The sequence below is a fragment of the Brevibacillus sp. FSL K6-6036 genome, from assembly GCF_037964015.1.
GTDB lineage: Bacteria > Bacillota > Bacilli > Brevibacillales > Brevibacillaceae > Brevibacillus > Brevibacillus borstelensis.
This window is the reverse complement of record NZ_CP150173.1, coordinates 4,202,892-4,222,356: the sequence shown is the minus strand read 5'-3', so window position 1 is coordinate 4,222,356 and position 19,465 is coordinate 4,202,892. Positions and strand designations below refer to the sequence as shown.

Genomic DNA, 19,465 nt, shown 5'->3' with positions numbered 1-19,465 from the left:
ATCCGACCCTTCTGTAAAATATATTTTGTCATTTTATGTTCATTTTAGGGAAAAAAAGTTTTGAGCAGGAGCTGATGGAATGAAAAAATGGATCGGGCTCACGCTGGTTGCGCTGTTGCTGACGGGGTGCGGGAAGCTGAGTGAGAGCGTACAAAGTTTGAAGCGGCTGGAAGAAGAGACAGTCATCAAGGTAAAGACCGTAAACGCTTATACAGTTGAACCGCCGCAAGACGGATTGACACAGGAAATTTCCGGCGTGATCTCGCCTTTGAAAGAACTCTCGCTTTCATTTGCACGTTCGGGAAAAATCGCGCAAATATTTGTGCAAAAGGGCAGCGAGGTCAAAGCGGGACAAACCCTGGCTTCTCTCGATACGTCGGTATTCCAGCAGGAAGTGTCTGCCGCTCAGGGGCAAGTAGCCAGTGCCAGCGTCCGCCGCGCCAAGACCTTGCAGGGACCCGAGCAGCATGAGCTGGAGACGCAGCGGCTGCAGGTGGAAAAAGCAAAGCAGAACGCTGCCAAGGCTGCCGAAGAGCACGCCCAGGCACAGCTTTTGTATGCAAATGGCGCGATTGCCAAGGATGAGCTGGATCGATTGGCACTTGCCGACAGGCAGGCCGCAATTGCTTTCCAGGAACAGCAGATTCGCTATGACGAGCTGAAAAAAGGCGCCGACAAGCTGGAGATCGAAGCGGCCAACGCAGAAGTCCAGCAGGCCAATGTCCAGTTGACGCGAGCTCGTCAGGAAGCGGCTGACGCGGTGCTGAAGGCTCCTTTTAACGGAGTGGTTGCGTCGATTGCGCAGACCGAGTCGGAGCAGACCGGACCGGGAAGCGAAGTCATCCGTCTGGTGGATACATCGCAGTGGCTGGTCAAGCTGCAAGTGGACAGCGGGCAGATCGGCAGTTGGCAGAAAGGCAAGACGGTGGTGGTCAAGGCAGCGGACGGTACGGAGGCGGAGGGGGTCGTCTCCTTTGTCGCGCCTGTGATGGATACGGCGACCGGCACCTATCCGGTGGAAGTGACTGTCCGGGAAAAAGCGGACCACTGGAGAGGCGGAATGGCCGTAACCTGCGTCTACCAGGTAAAGACCAACAACTCCTTGTTTGTACCCGTCACAAGCGTAGGTGTTGCCGAGGAGTCCTACTACGTCATGAAAATTGTAGAAAACACGATTAAAAAGCAGCCTGTCAAGGTTGGCAATTTGTACGGAACCCATTACGAGGTCTTGGAAGGATTGCAGCAGGGGGATCAGATCGTCTCCTCCGGACTATCCTACGTGGTGGACGGCGAGGCGGTGAAGGTGGAAGATGAATAACCGGACGTTTGCTTCTACATGGCCTGCGTTGGCCAAGCTTTTGGCGCTGGTTTGTTGTCTTTTGGCCGTGGGGGCCGCGCTCCGCATGGAGATCAGGCTTTTCCCCGACCGGCCACTGCCGGAGTATACGGTTCGTTTTACCGCTTCAGGCATGAGCGCGGAGATGGTCGATGAAAAAGTGGCGAGACCCGCTGAGGAGGCGATCCGCTCCACAGGTCTCGCCCTGAAAATATCGGCAAGAGCACAGGCCGGTTCAGCAATGATCACGGTCAAGACACGCAACAGTCTGTTTGGGGACGACCGGGAAAAGCTGGAGAGCAAGCTGCGGGAATTGGCCGCCTCTCTCCCCGTAAGCGACTGGAAGCTTAGCCAGTCCAACCTGGCGGATGATCGCGTTGGCTACTATCTTGTGCATGGCTCCGATGTACAAACGATCTCTGACGCGGCCCGGTATGAAGTGGCCGAAAAAATCGGGGCGATTCCGGGAGTGGCGCGTGTGGAAGTAGACAATACCAGCCTCCGTCAGGAAATGGAGCTGGTATTCCGTCCATCGATGCTGCAGGTATACGGACTGACCCCCGGAGATGTGATCGGCCAGATGCAGGGAAAAGCTGCCCGGGAACAAGTCGGCAGCGTCGGAACAGGAACGGATCAGACTCACCTTCAATGGTCTGCGGAGTGGACGAGTCCACAGGAACTGGGGAAACAGCTCATCTCTACCGAACGGGGCTACATCCCCTTGAAGACGCTCGTTGACATCCGCGACCTCAGAGGAAGCAAGGGGGAATCCGTGTACGTATACAGAGGAGAGCCTGCTGTCGGTATCACGGTGTACGGAGCAGCAGGCTCCCAGCTTCCCTCGATCCGGGCTGAAGTGATGAATACGGTCAGCGAATTGAACAATGCGGCGAAAGGGCGGTACCAGATTGACCTGGCGGATGACTTTGCCGCCAAATTGACCGCGGCTGTTCGCGATACAGGCTGGCTGGTTATGCTGCTCACACTCGGCAACGCGCTTGCTGTGGGCATCATCCTCCGCAGCCTGATGGCAGGAAGCCTGTCTCTTCTGTCCCATCTGATGGCCACGGGAGCCTTGCTGGGAGGCATGTGGCTTTGCGGCATACCGCTCACGCTCACCTCGATCGGGCCGGTTGCGCTGTTTGCCGTTTTGTTTGCAGGAGCGGGCGTACCGCTTTTTCACCGGATCGGACAGGAAGGGGTTCCTTCCCAGGAGAATTGCCTGAATCACGCAAGAGAGTTGATGAAGCCGGTCTTGCTTGCGATTGTGATTCTCGCAGCCTGCCTGACCGGGCTGATGACGACAGATATCATGAAGTCTGCTGACCTGCCGCTCCTGCATGACGTGCTGCCGGTAACGCTGATCGGTACGGTGGTAATGCTGGGCGTCTACGGCTTTATCGTTCCGATCCTGATTGCTGCCTGGCTTCCCGAAGGTTTTGGACCAGCACGTCAGGGGAGAGGCGGCAAGTGGACAAAGTATCTGGTTTCCCGCTGGGAGCGAACCGTCGGGCAAAGATTTTTGCCATTTGGAATAGCGTTGGCTGTCTCCTTGATTGCAGTGGTTCTGTTTCATTCATTTGTGCCGGTCGATCCGTACAGCAAAACAGACGGACATAAAAAGACACTCTCCCTGGCGATGATCAAGGGCAGCACCATCGATGAAGCCATGCAGGCTGCCAAAGCAGCGGAAGAGCGTCTGCTGGCTCTCGAGGAGGTACGGGATGTCTATACGGTGGCGTCCAAGGAAAATCTAATTTTCCATCTTCAGTTGGAAGAGAAGGACGAATGGACGCGGACCCGCATTGACCTGGAAAAAGAGCTGGAGAAAAGCTTGAGGGAGATTCCCCGTACCGATCCGTTTGCCATGGTCGTCTCGGATGATCAAAAGACCCGCCTGGAGGTCACGGTAAAGGGGCCGTCTCTCCATACGACCAAAGGCATCGCGATGCAGGTCGTCAGCTTTTTGCAGGAAATGCGCTGGCTGGATAAAGACGGCAAGGAAATCATCACGGATGAGCGTCTCGGTTCCGGTACGACAGGTACGTATATCGCGATCAAACCGAAACAGGATGTGCTTGCCCGTTACCGCGTGACGGAGGTCGAAGTACGGCGGCAGATGGAGAGCTATCTTGGAAAGCAGACGGCGGGAAATATGACCTGGAACAGCCAGAGCGTTCCGGTGACAGTCCGCTTTCCCGACAACTGGATGGAGCATGCCGACCAGGTCAAAAACATCTTGATCCGCACTCCGGCGGGAGCCGTTCGCCTGCAGGAGCTGGCCGACTGGTCGCTTACGGATGAACCGCCTGTTTATCAGCGAGAGGACGGCGATTACGTATTTCTGGTAAGCAGCGCCGTTTCCGTACAGAGTTGGATTGAGGGCATCTCGTACTCGATTTCGCACCAGATGGAGGAAGAAACGCCGATTCCGGAGGGGTATCGCATTTTAAGCGCTTCCGAATTGAAAAAAGAGCAGGAAGAGGCAACAAATGACACAGACGCGACCGGACGTTTCCTCGCCGGCTTTGCCGCCATCGCGACGATACTAGTGGCAAGCATGCTGCTTCTGCGCAGAATGCGTGACGGTATCATTGCGCTTGCCCTTTTGCCTGTGCTGTCCGGCGGCGTGATGTTCGGCCTGTTGCTGTTTGACCGGCCGCTGAACGTGATGGGCTTTTACGGCATTGCTGCCGCGGCCGCGATCATGGTGCAGCAAGCCGTGATCTTCCTGAACCGGCTTGCTGAAACAAAAGAGGACGCTGAAACGCTTCTGGATGGAATCAGAGCCCAGGCTGCGAGGTCTGTCCCGGGTCTGATCAGTGTTTTCGCAGCGCTGACAGTTGCCTGCCTGCCGTTTGCCTGCGGACTTGGCAACGGGGATGATCTGCACGCGCCCTTCGCGGCTGCTCTTTTGATCGGAACGCTATTGGCCATCTACGCCGTCATCGTCCTGACACCGGCCATCTATCTCGGTTCCGAGTATCGACGATTGTACAGTCAGCCATTGAGCGTTCCCGCCATCCGGCAGCATCTGCACACCTGGTGGGAAAATGAAAAGGTGCGCCGTCTGGATAGCCGAGGTCTGAAACGAAAGAGTCCGGACGGGCAGCCTTACTCGTATGAAGACTCGGTGCAACAGCCGGCTTCGGAGAGACCGAGAGAGCTGTCCAAAGAAGATTTCTTGCCCTTGTCGGCTTCGCCGCGAGATGCCAACCAATAGCGGTTGGCATTTTCTCGTTTTCACAAACAACTTGCATGCTGGCGGCAGACCGCTGCTATATTTTGTTATGATAAAAGAAAGAAAAGCAGCATAAGACAGGCAGCGGCGGTAAGGAGGAGGCAAGTGGGAAGAGCGAAACGAGTGCTTGAGATCATCCTGCTGGTGGGCATACTTGCGGGATTGTTCATCTCATCATCGACACCGTACGGGAAGCAGGATATTCGCGGTACGATTTCAAAGTTTGTCGATGAAGGGACGGTTTCAGAAAATTGGCAGGATTTTTCCTTTCAGTATGGAAAAAAAGAGATCAGTATTGACAATAATGGAGTAGCAGGGGTTATTGAGTTCTTTCTCCGCAAGGGAACGCATTTTTCTGTATTTGCCATTTTGGCGGCGGCGTGGTATCGGGTATTGCGTCAGCGCTTGACTGCTATGGTGGCTTTGCCCTGGAGCGCTTTTTTAAGCCTGGCTGTGGCCGTGCTGGACGAATGGCATCAAACGTTTACCCCTGACAGGACCGGACAGGTCGCCGATGTAGTCCTGGATGGGATCGGCGTGTGTACGATGCTGCTGATCATTGCCGTATGGTCGCTTTGGAGAAGCCGAAAAACAAGGTGATAAAATGGCAAAGTGTTATCCATCCTAGGATGAAGGACAGACTGGAGGAAAAGATGGGAGTGGAACCAATGATTGCATCTGCTGCCAAATAAAAAAATAGCGGAGATCGGAATAGCAGGAGCATTCTACCGATCATCCCAGACGGGGTAAGCTGGTAATAGAGCGTTCCTAGAAAGAATAGGCTTTTCAGTCATTGATTATCTCTGCTATACTAATGTAATGAGGCTTCTAGTAGAGGTTCTCACCATTTTTGGGAAATGATAAAAGGAGTGCAAACTGAATGGCAGTACAAGTGGGAAGCATCATCGAGGGAAAAGTGACAGCAATTAAACCGTTTGGGATGTTCGTAGCAGTCAGCGAAACCGAGCAGGGGCTAGTCCACATTTCCCAAGTAGCAAACGGTTTTGTCAAAGATATCAACGATCACTTTTCCGTAGGAGATCAGGTCAAAGTAAAAGTCCTCTCCATTGATGATGCAGGTAAGATCTCGCTTTCGGTTCGCGCCGCACTGCCTGCGCCGGAGCGTCCAGAGCGTGAAGAGCGTCGCGGGGGTGGATTTCGTGGAGGCGACCGCGGGGGCAATTCAAGACGCGATAGCGCAGCTTCCTTCGAGGACAAGATGAAAAAATGGTTGAAGCACAGTGAGGAGAACCTTGCTACGATCAACAAAAAGAACGCAAAACGCGGCTACTAGGGCCTAACCATATCAGAGCAGGAAAAAGACGGGAGCACCCGTCTTTTTTTTCTTGGTGCGCCCAGCATGGGCGATAGCTATAGGGTGAAAGTCCCGAACGGGGGTTGGCTGTACCAACCGTTAGCTCAAGGCAAGGGTGTCGACCGCGAGGTCGAATCTGAAGGAAGCCGGCGGCAAAATCCCGACCTGAGGTACACGAACCCAATTTGAGGCTGTTGTATCCGGGCGAGTCTGCCAAACAAGACAAAGCCCCATACAGCCAAGGGATACAGTAGTAAACTTGGGCAGGTACATGGGATGAAAGTTATCGTTCTTACCTGGGGAGGTCTGCATGAAACGCCTTCAACTGTTGGTAACCGTCTCCGTAAGGAGACGCTGAACATGCAGAAGTCAGCAGAGGCCATAGTACCCGAGTAGAGGACGCTTGAATGGGGAAGGGCCGAACATCAAGTCAGCATGCGATCCATGTCTTTTGATACGGTACGTCGAAGCAGAATTCTGTCAAGGAACTACTTTTGAAGAGCAGGGGTGAAGCCCCGAGGGTACAAAAGAGGGCTGAGTATCGTACAGCAAGCACGGAGTCCGCATGTGCGAAGGAAGGAACATCATTATGGATTTGCTGGAAAAAGTCTTATCACGGGAAAACTTACGGATGGCACTCCAACGAGTGGAGGAAAACAAAGGTGTCGGTGGAGTCGATGGTGTTTCAACCGAACAACTACGCGATTATCTACGTGAACACTGGCAAGCCATCCGCGAGAAGATGGAAAGGGGAACCTATAGACCTTCACCTGTTCGCAGAGTCGAAATCCCGAAACCTGACGGTGGTGTAAGGTTATTAGGCATTCCCACCGTGGTAGACCGCTTTATTCAGCAGGCCATCCTCCAAGTGTTAACGCCGATCTTCGACCCCACCTTCTCGGAATCTAGCTATGGGTTCCGTCCAAAACGTAGCGCTCACATGGCAGTAAGGAAAGCGCAAGCGTATATCTCCGAAGGATATCGTTTCGTGGTGGACATCGATCTAGAGAAATTCTTTGATCGCGTAAATCATGATATTCTAATGAGCCGTGTGGCTCGAAAAGTTCAGGACAAGAGAATTTTAAGACTGATTCGTTCCTACTTGAATGCGGGGATCATGATAAATGGCGTCTGTACAACATCAAGTGAAGGAACACCGCAAGGTGGGCCGTTAAGCCCACTTTTGGCAAATATCCTACTTGATGATTTGGACAAGGAACTCGAAAAGAGAGGCCACCGTTTCTGCCGCTACGCAGACGATTGTAATATCTACGTGAAAACAAAACGGGCAGGGGAACGAGTAAAGAAGAGTATTCAAAACCACTTGGAGAAGGTACTAAGGCTAAAAGTAAATGAGGAGAAAAGCGCGATAGACCGACCATGGAAACGAAAATTCTTGGGCTTTAGTTTTACCTTTGCAAAACAGACAAGGATTCGCATCCACCCCAAATCCCTCCTCAAGCTAAAAGAGAAAATCCGCACGATCACGAATCCGGTGTGGAGCATCTCGATGGAGAAGCGGATTGAAAGAATAAATCAGTACCTCATGGGCTGGATTGGATATTTCGCCCTTGCAGACGCGAAGGGCATTCTACAATCCATTGAGGAATGGACAAGGCGCAGGCTCCGTCTTTGTTTGTGGATGCAGTGGAAACGCGTGAGAACCAGATATCGAGAACTTCGCTCTCTTGGCATATCTCACGTAAAAGCCATTGAAATTGCAAATACCCGCAAGGGTGCATGGCGTACCACAAAATCTCCGCATATACACAAAGCCCTCGGCATTGCCTACTGGCAACAACAAGGGCTGAAAAGCTTAGTGCAACGATATTCTCAAATTCGTCAAGCTTGGTGAACCGCCGTATACCGAACGGTACGTACGGTGGTGTGAGAGGACGGGGGTTAGTCGCCCCCTCCTACTCGATTGGGGAATCTAAAGAGGTCCCCAGCAGACAGTATATAAGAAATGGTTGTCGCAGTCTTTGGCTGATTTGATCGGGGCTGACGCCAGCTTCGAGGATCAGAAAGGAGAGGGAGAGTAAAGTGGAAGCAGAAACCGCCTGCAACTATTTGGAGCCGTTTGTAGAAGCTGTCCCGGAGCTTTCTGTTGAGCCCGGTGTCCGTCTCTACACAGTCAGCTATTACAGTCAGGGACTTCTGGTCAAAGCGGCGCTCGCTGTGCCCGATGCCCAGTTGGGGGAATGCCTGCCCGCGCTGCTTTATTGCCGCGGGGGCATCAAGGGGGTGGGCAAGGTCCGGCCGGAGCGGATTAGCCAGATGGCCTCGTTTGGCTATGTCGTGCTTGCCCCTCACTATCGGGGCAATGAAGGAGGAGAGGGGCGAGACGAGTTTGGCGGTGAGGATCGGCACGATGTCTTTTCCGCTTATGAGCTGCTCTGCCGGATGCCCGGTGTAGACAGCGGGAGGATCAGCGTCTATGGCTTTTCACGAGGCGGAATTATGGCGCTTCTGGCGGCGATCGAGTGCCCAGGTCTGCGCTCTGCGGTTGTGTGGGGAGGTGTATCCGATCTGTTTTTGACGTACGAGGAGCGCATTGATTTAAGGAGAATGCTTCGCCGTGTGGTCGGCCACCCACGCAAGCAGGAAGAGGCCTACAGATGGCGCTCGCCGATTTTTCGCGCAGCGGAAATTAGCTGTCCGGTATTGATCATCCACGGTACAGAAGATGGGAATGTCGGAGTTGAGCACGCCCGGCGCCTGGCCGATGCGCTGAAAGCAAACGGAAAGCCCCATGAGCTGTGGCTGGCGGAGGGTGCCAGCCACTTGTTCAAAGGAGAAGTACTGGAGGCGTACACGAGGCGGATGTTTGACTGGCTGGCAGCTCCTCGGGCCTAAGCGCGTCCATGGCGGCAGAGCGGCAGGGAAATGACAATTTCTGTTCCCTTGCCCGGCTCGCTGAAGATCTGCATGCTCCCGCCGTGGTTTTCAACCATGCGGCGGGAGATGGGCAAGCCAAGTCCCGTTCCCTCTTCCTTGAGGGAGAAGAAAGGATCAAAGATGCGTACCAGATGCTCGGGAGGAATGCCCGAACCGGTGTCGGCCACGCGGATTTGGACAGTCGAATCAACCACCTTGCTTCCGATGCAGAGCGATCCCCCGTGCTTCATCGCCTCGATGCTGTTCTTCATCAGGTTGAGCAAAATCTGCTTGAGCTGCTCGACGTCAACCTCCAGCCGCGTATCTTTTTCCAGCAGGTCGACGATTTCAATTCCGTGCAGGGCAGCTTCGCCCTTCATCAACGGCAGGATGGAGTGCAGCACCTCTGTCAGCGACACCTCGCGATAGTTGGGCTCCGACGGCTTGGAGAGCATCAAAAGCTCTGTCACGATATGATTGACCCGTTCGATTTCCTGCAAGATCAAAGGGAGGTAGTGGCGGTCTCTTTCTTCCTCAGGCAGCCTTTGCTGGAGCAATTGAATAAACCCGTAGATCACAGTCAGCGGGTTGCGAATTTCGTGGGCAGCGCCTGCGGCCAGCTGGCCGACCATCGCCAGTTTTTCCGACTGGTGAAGGTAATCCTGGACTTGCTCTTGTTCGGTGATGTCAGAAAAAGCGACCATCCATCCAGCTTCCTGGTCGTGCTGATTCCGCAGCGGCACGTAGGAGACAAGCGCAGTAAATGGCGTTTCATTCTCGCGATAGAGCGAGATTTTCCGATTTTCAAACCAGGGTGTCTGCTCCCCCGGTCCGCCACTCCAGAGGTCGGGGTCTTTGGTCATGGGGAAATGACTGGAATCCAGGCGGACGAGTTCTTTTGCTTTTTGGTTGATGTGTACCCATTCCGAATGAAAATGGCGGGTAATGACGCCGACCGGGAGGGAGTTGAGAATCTGCTCTCTGACATTCTTTTCTTCCTCCAGCACCTGTCTGCGGGCTTCGTCCTGCTGGAACAGTCGGGCAATGCTGGTCGACATTTTGTTAAACTCCTGCGCCAGTTCATGAAATTCATCTTTGGTGTCGTAGACAATCTGCTGGCCGAATGTTCCTTTGGACACTTCCCGGACTTGTTCGATCAAAGACCGGATTGGACGCAGCAGCTCTCTTCGGAAGTAAAACGTGCAAAACAGTCCGAATAAAATAGAAGCGACAGATACGCTGTACGTCAGGATCAGGGAAACCTTCAAGGTCTCATTCGTTTTCTGAAATTCCTTGTTCGTCTGGTACTCCAGGCGGTTGAGGGAATAGGTCAGATGCCGTTCCAATTCGTTGATTTTTGGCTGCACGTCTGTCTCAAGTACATAGCTGACAGCCGTTACGTTGCCTGCTTGCAGCAGGGGATTGATTTTGTTCAAGAAGATGAAATCGAGCTGCGAGATCAAATCGATGACCGTGAGCAGCTCACCGTTTTCTTCCGTTTTGGGAACAGAGGAGAACCGGGCACTGTTGACAAGATTTGTGTAGTATTGATCAAGGAAAGATGGCTGTCGCGTCAAGGTGTACATTTTCAAGGCGTAAGTCTTCAGGTAGAGCTGGTTTTTCACATCCAAAAGAGCACTGGCCTGAGGAAGAACATTTTGGGTCAGATGCATCTCATCGGATGTCACCTTGGTCATCTGGTAGCTGAACAAGGTCGTTACACACCCGATCAGCAGCATCATGACCAAGTAGCTGAGCATGATTTTCTTCTGAAAACCTAAGCTGCGAAACGGAGACATCATGTCTATCCTCCAAACATCTAGCGGCGCTGAATCAACTTGTCCAGCTCCCGCTTGATTTCTTCGCGTATTTCTTTGGGAACCATGGGTCCAAACGAGCTCAGACGGTTTACTCCTTCTTTCAGCCCGTAGGTAACGCTGCCCGAAGGCAATTTTCCGGCAGTAAATTGAGACATGACCGTCCGATAGCATTGTCGAACGTCCTGAATCATCGACGCGATTACGTGATTGGGTGCGATGTAGCGTTGATCAGCGATGTAGCCGATCGCGTAGATATTGGCACGCTGCGCTTCGGTAATGACGGCCAGATTCAAGCTGTCCCCCGTGGTGTAGACCACGTCGACCCCTTTGGAGATCATCTCTTTTGCCGCCTTGGTGGCTCCTGCGATGTCATTGAAATCGCTAACCTTGCCGACGATCACTTTTGTTTTTCCGCTCGTGTCTTTGACTGCTTGTGTGAAGCCATTCAATTGATCGTATTCGGTGGGCTTGTCCGCGATGATATAGCCGACCTTTCGCGTACGGGTCATCTGCCCGGCGAGCTTTCCTACCAGGTATCCTGCGGGCCACATATCGTAGCGGATGGTGGTCTGGTTGGAGTGTGGAGCTTCTCCGTTAAAGGAAACAAAACGGGTCTCCGGATAAAACGGAGCCACTTTTGTAAAAGGTTCGGAAAAAATGACACCATGTCCGAATATGAGATCATAGCCATTGGAGGCGTACTGCTCGGCGGCCGCTGTAATCTTTTCAGGGTCCAGATTGCTTGCTACTTCCAGTGAGAACCCATATTGCTTCTGCAGCTCTGTCAAGCTTTCAAGGGCGCTGCTGTTCCACCCCTGGTCGTAGGTGGGACCTTCCAGCATAAGGGCGACGTGCAGCCGATGGCCAGGCACTCCTTTTTCCTCCATTTGCCGTATATGCTTCATACTGGTCAAAAATTGACTTGTATTCAGCAAAAGCAACCCGATCACCAGGCAGGCAAACAAAGCGGGAAACGGTTGAAGCTTGGGCATGAGTGTCTCCTCCACAAAAATGAAAACGTAATTGAACACATTTCTACAAAATGAGACAAAAATCCTCCCGCAGGAAAAAAGAGGAGGCCTGTACTCCTAGAGTACAGACCTCCTTTTGAATTACAGAAAACCGATTTAGAAACGATAGCCGCTTTGCAGAGCGCGTTGATTCTCAACCGCGTGAGCCGCATGCTGCGACAGGGCAGGGTTGGCTGGAGTGGCATACGGGTTTTGGTACTGGCTGAGCGATTGAATCGCCTCAGGAGAAATGTGACCGCGGAAAACCAGGGCGGCCGGGGAAACCTGGTCGTTGTACGCGGTGTTTTTCTCGTTGTAGGCAGGCTGATTCGGATACATCATATGGCCCTGACCTTGTTGCATCGAGTAGGCGTGGGCGTTTCGCTGGTGCATTTCGGCCTGCTGGTGATGGTACATCGCTTGCTGCTGGTGAGCCTGAGCGTGGCTCCGGTGCAGGTGGGCATATTGTTGGTGAGCTTGTCCCAGATCGTATTGATGACGATTGTTCATCTGCATACCCTCCAGTAAATGGAATAGACGTGCGCAAACAATTCGGCAGTTCGCCTTTTACATTATGTCCAACTGGCGCGTGATCATGCGAAAGAGGAATGGGGGAGTGGACGGCAGGGAATGATAACCGTGAGCAATTACGAAAGACAAAAAAGAGAGGTGCGGCAGGTGGAAAAAGATCTGATTGAAATTCCCCAAATCGACATTCCCGATGAAATCAGGCAGGTAGATCTTCCCGAGATTGGCGAGACGACCCCACATCCAAAACCAAGCAGCCCTTCCGTCCAGACAGGAGAAACCGAACGGTCCGTCGGCTTTTTAGCGGAGTAGAAGGAGAGTCAAAAAGCCCGCTGCTCCTCGTGTTTCATCTGCATTTTCCCTCAGGGAACCCAGCCGGATCGCAAACTGTACGTTCGACAAAAATAGCCATTTTCTCTCGTGGACAAGTCTCTGATTTTTTGTAAAAGTTAAAGGATAAGTGCGAGACAATTCAAGGGGGAAAACTACGTGGCCCGTTTGTTGATTGTAGACGATGCGGCGTTTATGAGGAAAATGCTGGCCGACATGGTAGCCGGGAAGCACGAGGTGTGCGGAGAGGCGGCCAACGGTGTGGAGGCCATTGAAAAGTACAAGGAACTGAAGCCTGACGTCGTCACGATGGACATTACCATGCCGGAAATGCAGGGAATCGAAGCGATGCGAGAGATTCTGGCCATCGACCAGGAAGCAAAGGTACTCATCTGCTCTGCTATCGGCCATCGGCAAAAAGTATTGGAAGCAATGAAAAATGGTGCCCGCGACTTTTTGGTCAAACCCTTTCAAAAGGAACAGATTCTGGACGCGATTTCCCGTCTGGTGTAAATGTATGAAAAGCTGCTCTCGTTTGCGGGAGCGGCTTTTTTCGTTCACTTTTGATACGAACCGGGACGTCTTTTCGTTATAATAAACAAATAGCAATACACGAGCGTTAAGAGGGTGGAGCCGTGTCAAACCAACCGAATGTTTTCCAACAATTTCAGCATGCCGATATCGACGAGCTGGCTGATGTCATCGGCGAGCTGCTGCAGAACCCGATCACAATTGAGGATGCCGACCACAAGCTGATCGCCTACAGCTCTCACAGCGAGAGCACCGATCAGGCCAGGTGGTCGACGATCATGGGCCGGCGCGTGCCTGAGAAGGTGCTGACCCGGCTGTGGAAAGACGGCGTGTTTCAGGAGCTGCTGACCAAGGATGAGCCTGTGCACATCCCGGCAAAGGACGAGGTCGGGCTGGGCAAGCGGGTAGCCATCGCCATTCGCAAAGGGAGCGAGGTCCTGGGGTATATATGGGCGATCGAGGTCAATCGGCCGATCACGGAGGAAGACGACGACATCTTGCGCCAAGCGGCACGGGCTGCCGTCTCCCGGCTTGTTCAAAGGCAGGGCAAGCGGAAGGCGGAGGAGCAGCGGCGCAAAGAATTTTTGTGGGAGCTGCTGCTCGGAAACCACAGCAGCGACACGCTCATTCGCCAGAAGGCGGAAAGTTTGCAATTGCAGCTGTCCACGCCGTATCTGATCTGTATCATTGAGGCGGCGGGGACGCGCCTGGAGCAGTATCTGTACCCGCTTTTGATGAGAGACAAGCTGCTCTGGGTCGTGGATGGCAACCAAATCGTCCTGTTGATCGGACAGGCCGGGGCAGGAAAACAGCAGGATGAGGCGCTGGTTCGAAAGGTGAAGCAATTCCTGGCCGATTCCTTGGGAAAACTGGAATCGCACGTAAGCGAGGGGCAGGTGACGGCAGGCTACGGCCGCAGCTACAAAGCCTACGCCGATCTCGTGAAAAGCTACCGGGAAGCCTTGCATGCGGTCAAGATCAAGCGGCTGTTTCCGCAAGAAACCGCGGGCATCCACGGCTATCGCGAGCTGGGGATCTACCGGTATCTGCTCAAGCTGAAGCAATGGGACGAGGAACAGGGGTACGAAAATGAAAGGCTCGCCAGGCTGAAGCAGTATGACGCGGAAAATCAGACCGCGATGACGGAAACGCTGGAAACGTATCTGGATGCTGCCGGAAAGGTGAACATCACCGCCAATCGGCTGCATATCCATATCAATACGCTTAGCTATCGATTGAAGAGAATCGAAGAGATCATGCAGGTCGATCTCGAAGACATGAATCAGCGGGTGGCGCTCTACCTGGAGTTGAAGCTGGACAAATTAAACAGCGAACGGTAGTTCGTTTGTGGATTTTCACAAATAAAAGGAAGGCAAGATTAAGGGAATCCCCAAGGAAAATCGGTTTGTAAACGCTGTACAATGTAGGTAATCTCGTCATTCGGCGTTTGCAAAAGGAGGACTTATACGATGATTGTAGGGATTCCCAAAGAGATTAAAAACAATGAAAACCGCGTGGCCATTACGCCAGCAGGTGTAGCAGCACTCGTGCAAAACGGCCATTCGGTCCGGATCGAAAACAGTGCTGGACTCGGCAGCGGCTTTACCAATGAAGATTACACCGCAGTGGGCGCGGAAATCGTAGCCACGGCAGCAGAAGCTTGGGCAGCCGATATGGTGATGAAAGTAAAAGAACCGCTTCCGAGCGAATACGGCTTTTTCCGTGAAGGCCAAATCCTGTTTACGTACCTGCACCTCGCTCCAGAACCGGAACTGACGCGTGCTCTGGTAGAGAAAAAAGTGGTAGCCATCGCGTATGAGACCATTCAGTTGGACAACGGCGCTCTGCCCCTCCTGATGCCAATGTCTGAAGTGGCTGGACGCATGTCCGTGCAAATCGGCGCTCAATTCCTGGAAAAGCCATATGGCGGCAAAGGCGTGCTTTTGGGTGGCGTACCAGGCGTGCCGAAAGGTGAAGTCGTCGTAATCGGCGGCGGTATCGTAGGTACCAACGCTGCGAAGATGGCACTCGGTCTGGGTGCGAACGTAACGATCCTCGATGTGAGCGCGGACCGTCTGCGTCAGTTGGACGACTTGTTCCAAGGTCGCGTGCAAACACTGATGTCGAACTCCTTCAACATTGCGAATGCCGTGAAAAAAGCGGATCTCCTCGTAGGCGCTGTCCTGATCCCGGGTGCGCGTGCGCCACGTCTGGTAACGGAGGAAATGGTAAAAACCATGGCTCCTGGTTCCGTGATCGTAGACGTAGCAATCGACCAAGGCGGCTCCATCGAGACCTGTGACCGCATCTCTACACATGACAATCCGACTTACGAAAAACACGGCGTCATTCACTACTCCGTTGCAAACATGCCGGGTGCTGTAGCCCGCACATCCACGCTGGCACTGACCAACGTGACCGTGCCGTATGCGGTGCAGTTGGCGAACAAAGGCTACCGTCAAGCGGTCCTGGACAATCGTCCGCTGTCGAAAGGTGTAAACGTCATCGACGGAAAAGTAACCTACAAGGCAGTTGCAGAAGCTCACAACCTGCCGTATGTAGCGCTTGAAGAAGTGCTTTTGGTGAAAAACTAAGGCTTGCCCTTTTCATACACATGCAGATCAACTGCCTGCCCTGCCGATCGGGGCGGGCAGTTATTAGTTCTGCTCGATCAACCGGGGATAGTCATACCAATCCAGCTTCATCTTGCCCGAATCCGCGAGATCGACGTTGACCTCGACTTTTGCCAGGGCGTTTGCTTGAAAGGGGAACGCTTGGGATTTGGGCATTTGCTTCCACCTTTGATAATCCTCACGGAACAAAACGTATTCCAGCCGCAGCAGATCAACCCCCGAACGCAGGCTTTTCTCAAAAGCTCCCCGTATCTGCCGCTCTATTTCCTTCTCCGATTCCTTCCGGATAAACGAAGACGGATTGTCTTCCATCAACTCCCGGATGTACCCTTTTACTCTGATGGATATATCAAAACGAACAGGACCTTTGGTCTTTTTCGGGCGAATGACGACATCCGGGCGCTGCAAGCGGACTGTCGCGACCGACTTGCCGTTTTTTCGGATGACGATTCCGGCACTCTGGGTTCTGGGAGTAAGCCAGCGCAAGCCGAGCAACTCGTCTTCGGGAAAGAAGCCGTTAAGCTTTCCGTGATGGATGGCAAATACGCCGTTGAGCGACAGGCGTGTAATAAATTGAGAGTCCATTTTCCATTTGTTCTTCACGACGGTGATCGAGGGGAGCAAGATCGTATTCGCAGGCTCCCAGTATTCGGAGATGAATTCGTGAAAGCGGATCGGCTGGATAAAAGAGCGCTGCTTGTAAACATCCACGGGCTGATGAAGCAAGGTGGATTCGGGAGAAAAGCCCAAAACAGGCTGTACACTCAGTACCTCCTCCAGCTTGTCGTGTGTTCCGAAAACCCACTTGGTATATCGGAGAAGGCCAGAGCGGTTCAAAATATCGTAGACCGGAAGAATCCCCTTTTCCAGTATTCGTTCGTGAAAGATCAGCGAAGAAACAAATCCGGTGAATGTCGGGATCTGGGCATTTTTGATCAGGTTGTCGATGGCCGATTGAGGCGTATCTCCTCTGCCTACGGCGATTACGGCAGGGGCTTCCCTTTCGTCTGCCTGGGTCTCTTGTTTTGCGACCCTGGCCAAATCCACCGTTTGCGTGTAAAAAACGTATTGGCCGTCCGTATAATCGATGCCGATGGCAGTCAAATACACCATATTCTGAATGACCTTTTGGTCCCAGCAGCCGGTCGTCAAGAACAGACACAGCAAAAGCGGGAAAAGCTTCCTCCCGGTTTTCATGAAACCTCCTCCCTCAGTCGGATCTTTTTTTGTTGGTGATCAAAGAAAGCAAGGGGCGGACAAGCACCTGCGCCAGATCGGAAAAGATCATGGGGGAGCGGCTAAGGACATACGGCTGTCCAAAAGGGGAAAGCGTGGACAGGTAGAGCACGGTACCGATGACACTGATGACAAAACCGTACATGCCAAGAATCGAACTGAGCAGGAAGACGGCAAAACGGGTGATCGTGACAGCGCCACTCAGGGATTGGTTTACCAGCGTAAAAGAGGCGACGATCGTCAGCGAGCCGATGAACAGCTGGGAGGGAGAGGTGAGCCCTGCCCGAATGGATGCGTCCCCAATAATCAACCCGCCTACCAACGCCAGCGTTTGCCCGACGTTTTTGGGCAGGCGTGCCCCGGCTTCGCGCAAGAATTCAAAAACAAAGAGAATGCCCAGCATCTCGATCGGCGAAGAAAAGGGCAGTCCCTTTCTGCCTTGACTCACGGTGGCCAGAAGCTGAAAAGGAAATTGCTCGACATTGTATGCCGACAGCGCCACCCAAAAGCCGGGAAGAAAGATCGCCAGCCAGATGCCAAACAGGCGCAAAACCCGCTCCAGCCAAATATAGGCCACGGGGTATTGGTCGTCTTCAGGGGCCTTGACCAGCTCCGGCAGGCTGCTGGGCACAAGCAGGGCGATGGGAGAGTTGTCTGCCAGGATGGCGGCTTTTCCCTGCAAAAGCAGATAGGTGACGTAATCGGGCCGTCCCGTGTAGTCGGTCAAAGGAAAAATAGAGTAGGGATTGTCGGTAATCGTTTTTTCCAGATTGGCGCTGGTTACGACCTCAAGCGATTCGTTTTTGACAAGGCGCTCTCTCAAAAGCCCGATAAGCTCTACGGGAGCCTTGTCAGTCATATAAAGCAGTGCCACCCGAGTTTTTGACTTGGTGCCCAAGGTAAAGGATTCATAGGCCAAAGAAGTGGTCCTCAACCTTTTGCGGACCAGGGCGACATTGGCCGATAGATCCTCGACGAAGCCGTCGCGGGGTCCTTTGATCGAAACCTCCGTATTGGCTTCTTCCGTCGAGCGCTGCGGGCGGTTGGAAAGACCGCAGGAATACGCACCCTTTCCACGCCAAAAAAGCAACAGCTCTCCGGCAAATAGCCGCTTTGTCCACTCCGTAAAGTCAGCAGGCAAAGGTTCTGCGAGAAAAGCGTCGAGCCCAGATCCTTCGTCCATTTCTTTTAGCTCAGGCAGGATGGTATCTTGCATCTGCTTGATATCGATCAGACCCTCGCAATAAACGAGAATGAATCCGGAGCCATCTCTTAATGAAACCGACTGGATCATGACATCCGCGCAGTGGGCAAAAGCTCGCCGCAGTTCGTCTTCGCCCGGATTTTCCAGAACGCCGAGAGCAGGCTCGCTTCTCAATTGGTAGCTCGGCAACGGCTTTTGCTCACGATTCATGATGACGTCCCTTCTGCTGTTTTCCCGCGACCAAGGCGACGATGGCAAGAACCATGGTAAGCACCAGGACGATGATCGCCGACATGGGAAAATACCATCTCGATAAAAAGGTGAGAAACTGCATGTCCGAAAAGGGCAAGCTCATCAGGGCGAGCATCGATGCGCCAAGAAACGAGAGAACCCCCAAGCGCTGTTTTGGTTTGCTGATTTGCAACAGCTCGGTCACAAGAAAGAGACAAAGAGAGAGGCGGACGAACGCCCCGGACAGCCACTGGTAAATGGAAAGAAATTCGAGATTTTCGATGTATCTGCCCATGGTCAGCAGCCGCCACTGCTCATAGGAAGGATAGCGCTGCTTGGTCGCTTCTACCGGTCCGAATTCCGCGATAGCCCCAGTCAGCGGGCTAAGTGTGAGAATGATGATAATCCCTCCGAGCACTAAGAGGTACATGAACTTCGTTTCCGTTCTCAGATGATGCTGCAAAAACAGAATCAGGACAATTTCCAGGAAGCCTCCAGCCGCATAGAGCATGCCATTTATAACCGGAGTCATTCCGTTTTGAAACAAGGGCAAAAGCAAATGGTAATCCTTCTTGGGCATATTGCCAAAGCCGACTAAAAAGCCGAACAAGACGACGAACGGCAATAGCAGCCCGGAGGCGATAGCGATCGAATGGATTCCGGCATACGCCGCAGCTACACTAAGCAAGACGAGGACCAATCCCGTTACGATTTCCGGAGTGTTCGGCAAATAGTTGACGGTTGTCCAGGTCTGCGTGTCGGTCAAATTGACGAATGCCATCAAGTACAAAAGAAGCATGAACGGGAAAAGCAAAAGGCGGCTCCCGACGTGTCCGACGGTGGCTTCCAGCCAATCGGAGAGCGACTGCCTGTTCATCCGGCGACAGATGAGAAAAAGAAGCCAAAGCCATCCGATGAAGGGAATGGCTACCAACAGAACGCTGATCCAGGCGTCCCGGCCTGCTTTGCTTAGCAAGAGGGGAATGATCGTTACGTGAGTGGTGATCCCGACAGACAACATGATCATCATCACAGCTTGCAAAAATCCAATAGATCCTGTTTGGTTTCTCACGGACCGGTGCACTCCTTTTTCAAAGGATGTCCATACTATGTACAAAAAGGAAAGGCGTTATGTAATGTCTACCCGGCACCCGTTTTTCCACTGGAAAAAAA

Annotated in this window: 16 protein-coding genes; 10 read left to right on the top strand and 6 right to left on the bottom strand. The window is 53.0% G+C overall.

Annotated elements, in window-relative coordinates:
- Positions 1–79 precede the first annotated feature (79 nt).
- From NST37_RS20930 to NST37_RS20905, 6 genes are all read left to right on the top strand, one after another.
- Positions 80–1,318 carry an efflux RND transporter periplasmic adaptor subunit gene (locus NST37_RS20930; RefSeq protein WP_024985369.1) on the top strand — a complete coding sequence of 413 codons (1,239 nt, stop codon included), beginning with the start codon at positions 80–82 and terminating at the stop codon, positions 1,316–1,318.
- On the top strand, positions 1,311–4,559 hold the full coding sequence (locus NST37_RS20925; protein ID WP_339185748.1) for an efflux RND transporter permease subunit: 3,249 nt from the start codon (positions 1,311–1,313) through the stop codon (positions 4,557–4,559). Before NST37_RS20930 ends, NST37_RS20925 begins: the two co-directional genes overlap by 8 nt.
- 123 nt (positions 4,560–4,682) lie before the next feature.
- Positions 4,683–5,177 carry a VanZ family protein gene (locus NST37_RS20920; protein WP_003391229.1) on the top strand — a complete coding sequence of 165 codons (495 nt, stop codon included), beginning with the start codon at positions 4,683–4,685 and terminating at the stop codon, positions 5,175–5,177.
- A gap of 280 nt (positions 5,178–5,457) precedes the next feature.
- Positions 5,458–5,871 (top strand): S1 RNA-binding domain-containing protein, encoded by a 414-nt coding sequence (locus tag NST37_RS20915; protein ID WP_003391231.1) that lies wholly within the window; start codon positions 5,458–5,460, stop codon positions 5,869–5,871.
- Positions 5,872–6,481: 610 nt separating this feature from the next.
- Complete coding sequence (gene ltrA / locus NST37_RS20910; RefSeq protein ID WP_024985202.1) at positions 6,482–7,747, top strand: group II intron reverse transcriptase/maturase; 1,266 nt, start codon at positions 6,482–6,484, stop codon at positions 7,745–7,747.
- Between the two features lie 188 nt (positions 7,748–7,935).
- Positions 7,936–8,748, top strand: a complete 813-nt coding sequence (locus tag NST37_RS20905; protein WP_003391235.1) for a prolyl oligopeptidase family serine peptidase — start codon at positions 7,936–7,938, stop codon at positions 8,746–8,748.
- Here the strand turns inward: NST37_RS20905 and NST37_RS20900 are convergent.
- The 3 genes from NST37_RS20900 to NST37_RS20890 all read right to left on the bottom strand — a co-directional run bounded on the left by NST37_RS20900 (position 8,745) and on the right by NST37_RS20890 (position 12,109).
- Entirely contained in the window at positions 8,745–10,568 is a 1,824-nt protein-coding gene (locus tag NST37_RS20900) for an ATP-binding protein (protein WP_339186806.1), read from the bottom strand. The genes NST37_RS20905 and NST37_RS20900 overlap by 4 nt on opposite strands.
- A 20-nt stretch (positions 10,569–10,588) precedes the next feature.
- A complete protein-coding gene (locus tag NST37_RS20895; protein WP_003391237.1) occupies positions 10,589–11,581 on the bottom strand; it encodes a BMP family ABC transporter substrate-binding protein in 993 nt (330 codons plus the stop codon).
- A gap of 135 nt (positions 11,582–11,716) precedes the next feature.
- On the bottom strand, positions 11,717–12,109 hold the full coding sequence (locus NST37_RS20890; RefSeq protein ID WP_035980135.1) for a hypothetical protein: 393 nt from the start codon (positions 12,107–12,109) through the stop codon (positions 11,717–11,719).
- A 129-nt stretch (positions 12,110–12,238) separates the two neighbouring features.
- Here NST37_RS20890 and NST37_RS20885 point away from each other — a divergent pair, with 129 nt between their 5' ends.
- The 4 genes from NST37_RS20885 (at position 12,239) to ald (ending at position 15,582) form a co-directional block, all read left to right on the top strand.
- Positions 12,239–12,439 (top strand): hypothetical protein, encoded by a 201-nt coding sequence (locus NST37_RS20885; protein ID WP_141334198.1) that lies wholly within the window; start codon positions 12,239–12,241, stop codon positions 12,437–12,439.
- Between the two features lie 177 nt (positions 12,440–12,616).
- Complete coding sequence (locus NST37_RS20880; RefSeq protein ID WP_003391241.1) at positions 12,617–12,970, top strand: response regulator; 354 nt, start codon at positions 12,617–12,619, stop codon at positions 12,968–12,970.
- Positions 12,971–13,092: 122 nt separating this feature from the next.
- Positions 13,093–14,328 (top strand): helix-turn-helix domain-containing protein, encoded by a 1,236-nt coding sequence (locus NST37_RS20875; RefSeq protein ID WP_003391242.1) that lies wholly within the window; start codon positions 13,093–13,095, stop codon positions 14,326–14,328.
- Positions 14,329–14,457: 129 nt separating this feature from the next.
- Entirely contained in the window at positions 14,458–15,582 is a 1,125-nt protein-coding gene (ald, locus tag NST37_RS20870; protein WP_003391243.1) for an alanine dehydrogenase, read from the top strand.
- A gap of 63 nt (positions 15,583–15,645) precedes the next feature.
- On the opposite strand, the gene NST37_RS20865 is transcribed toward ald, so the two are convergent.
- The 3 genes from NST37_RS20865 to NST37_RS20855 are packed head-to-tail and all read right to left on the bottom strand — an operon-like array spanning position 15,646 to position 19,364.
- Positions 15,646–16,818 carry a Ger(x)C family spore germination protein gene (locus tag NST37_RS20865; protein ID WP_003391245.1) on the bottom strand — a complete coding sequence of 391 codons (1,173 nt, stop codon included), beginning with the start codon at positions 16,816–16,818 and terminating at the stop codon, positions 15,646–15,648.
- Positions 16,819–16,831: 13 nt separating this feature from the next.
- On the bottom strand, positions 16,832–18,271 hold the full coding sequence (locus NST37_RS20860; protein ID WP_327956706.1) for a spore germination protein: 1,440 nt from the start codon (positions 18,269–18,271) through the stop codon (positions 16,832–16,834).
- Complete coding sequence (locus NST37_RS20855) at positions 18,261–19,364, bottom strand: endospore germination permease (protein WP_339185746.1); 1,104 nt, start codon at positions 19,362–19,364, stop codon at positions 18,261–18,263. Before NST37_RS20855 ends, NST37_RS20860 begins: the two co-directional genes overlap by 11 nt.
- Positions 19,365–19,465 lie beyond the last annotated feature (101 nt).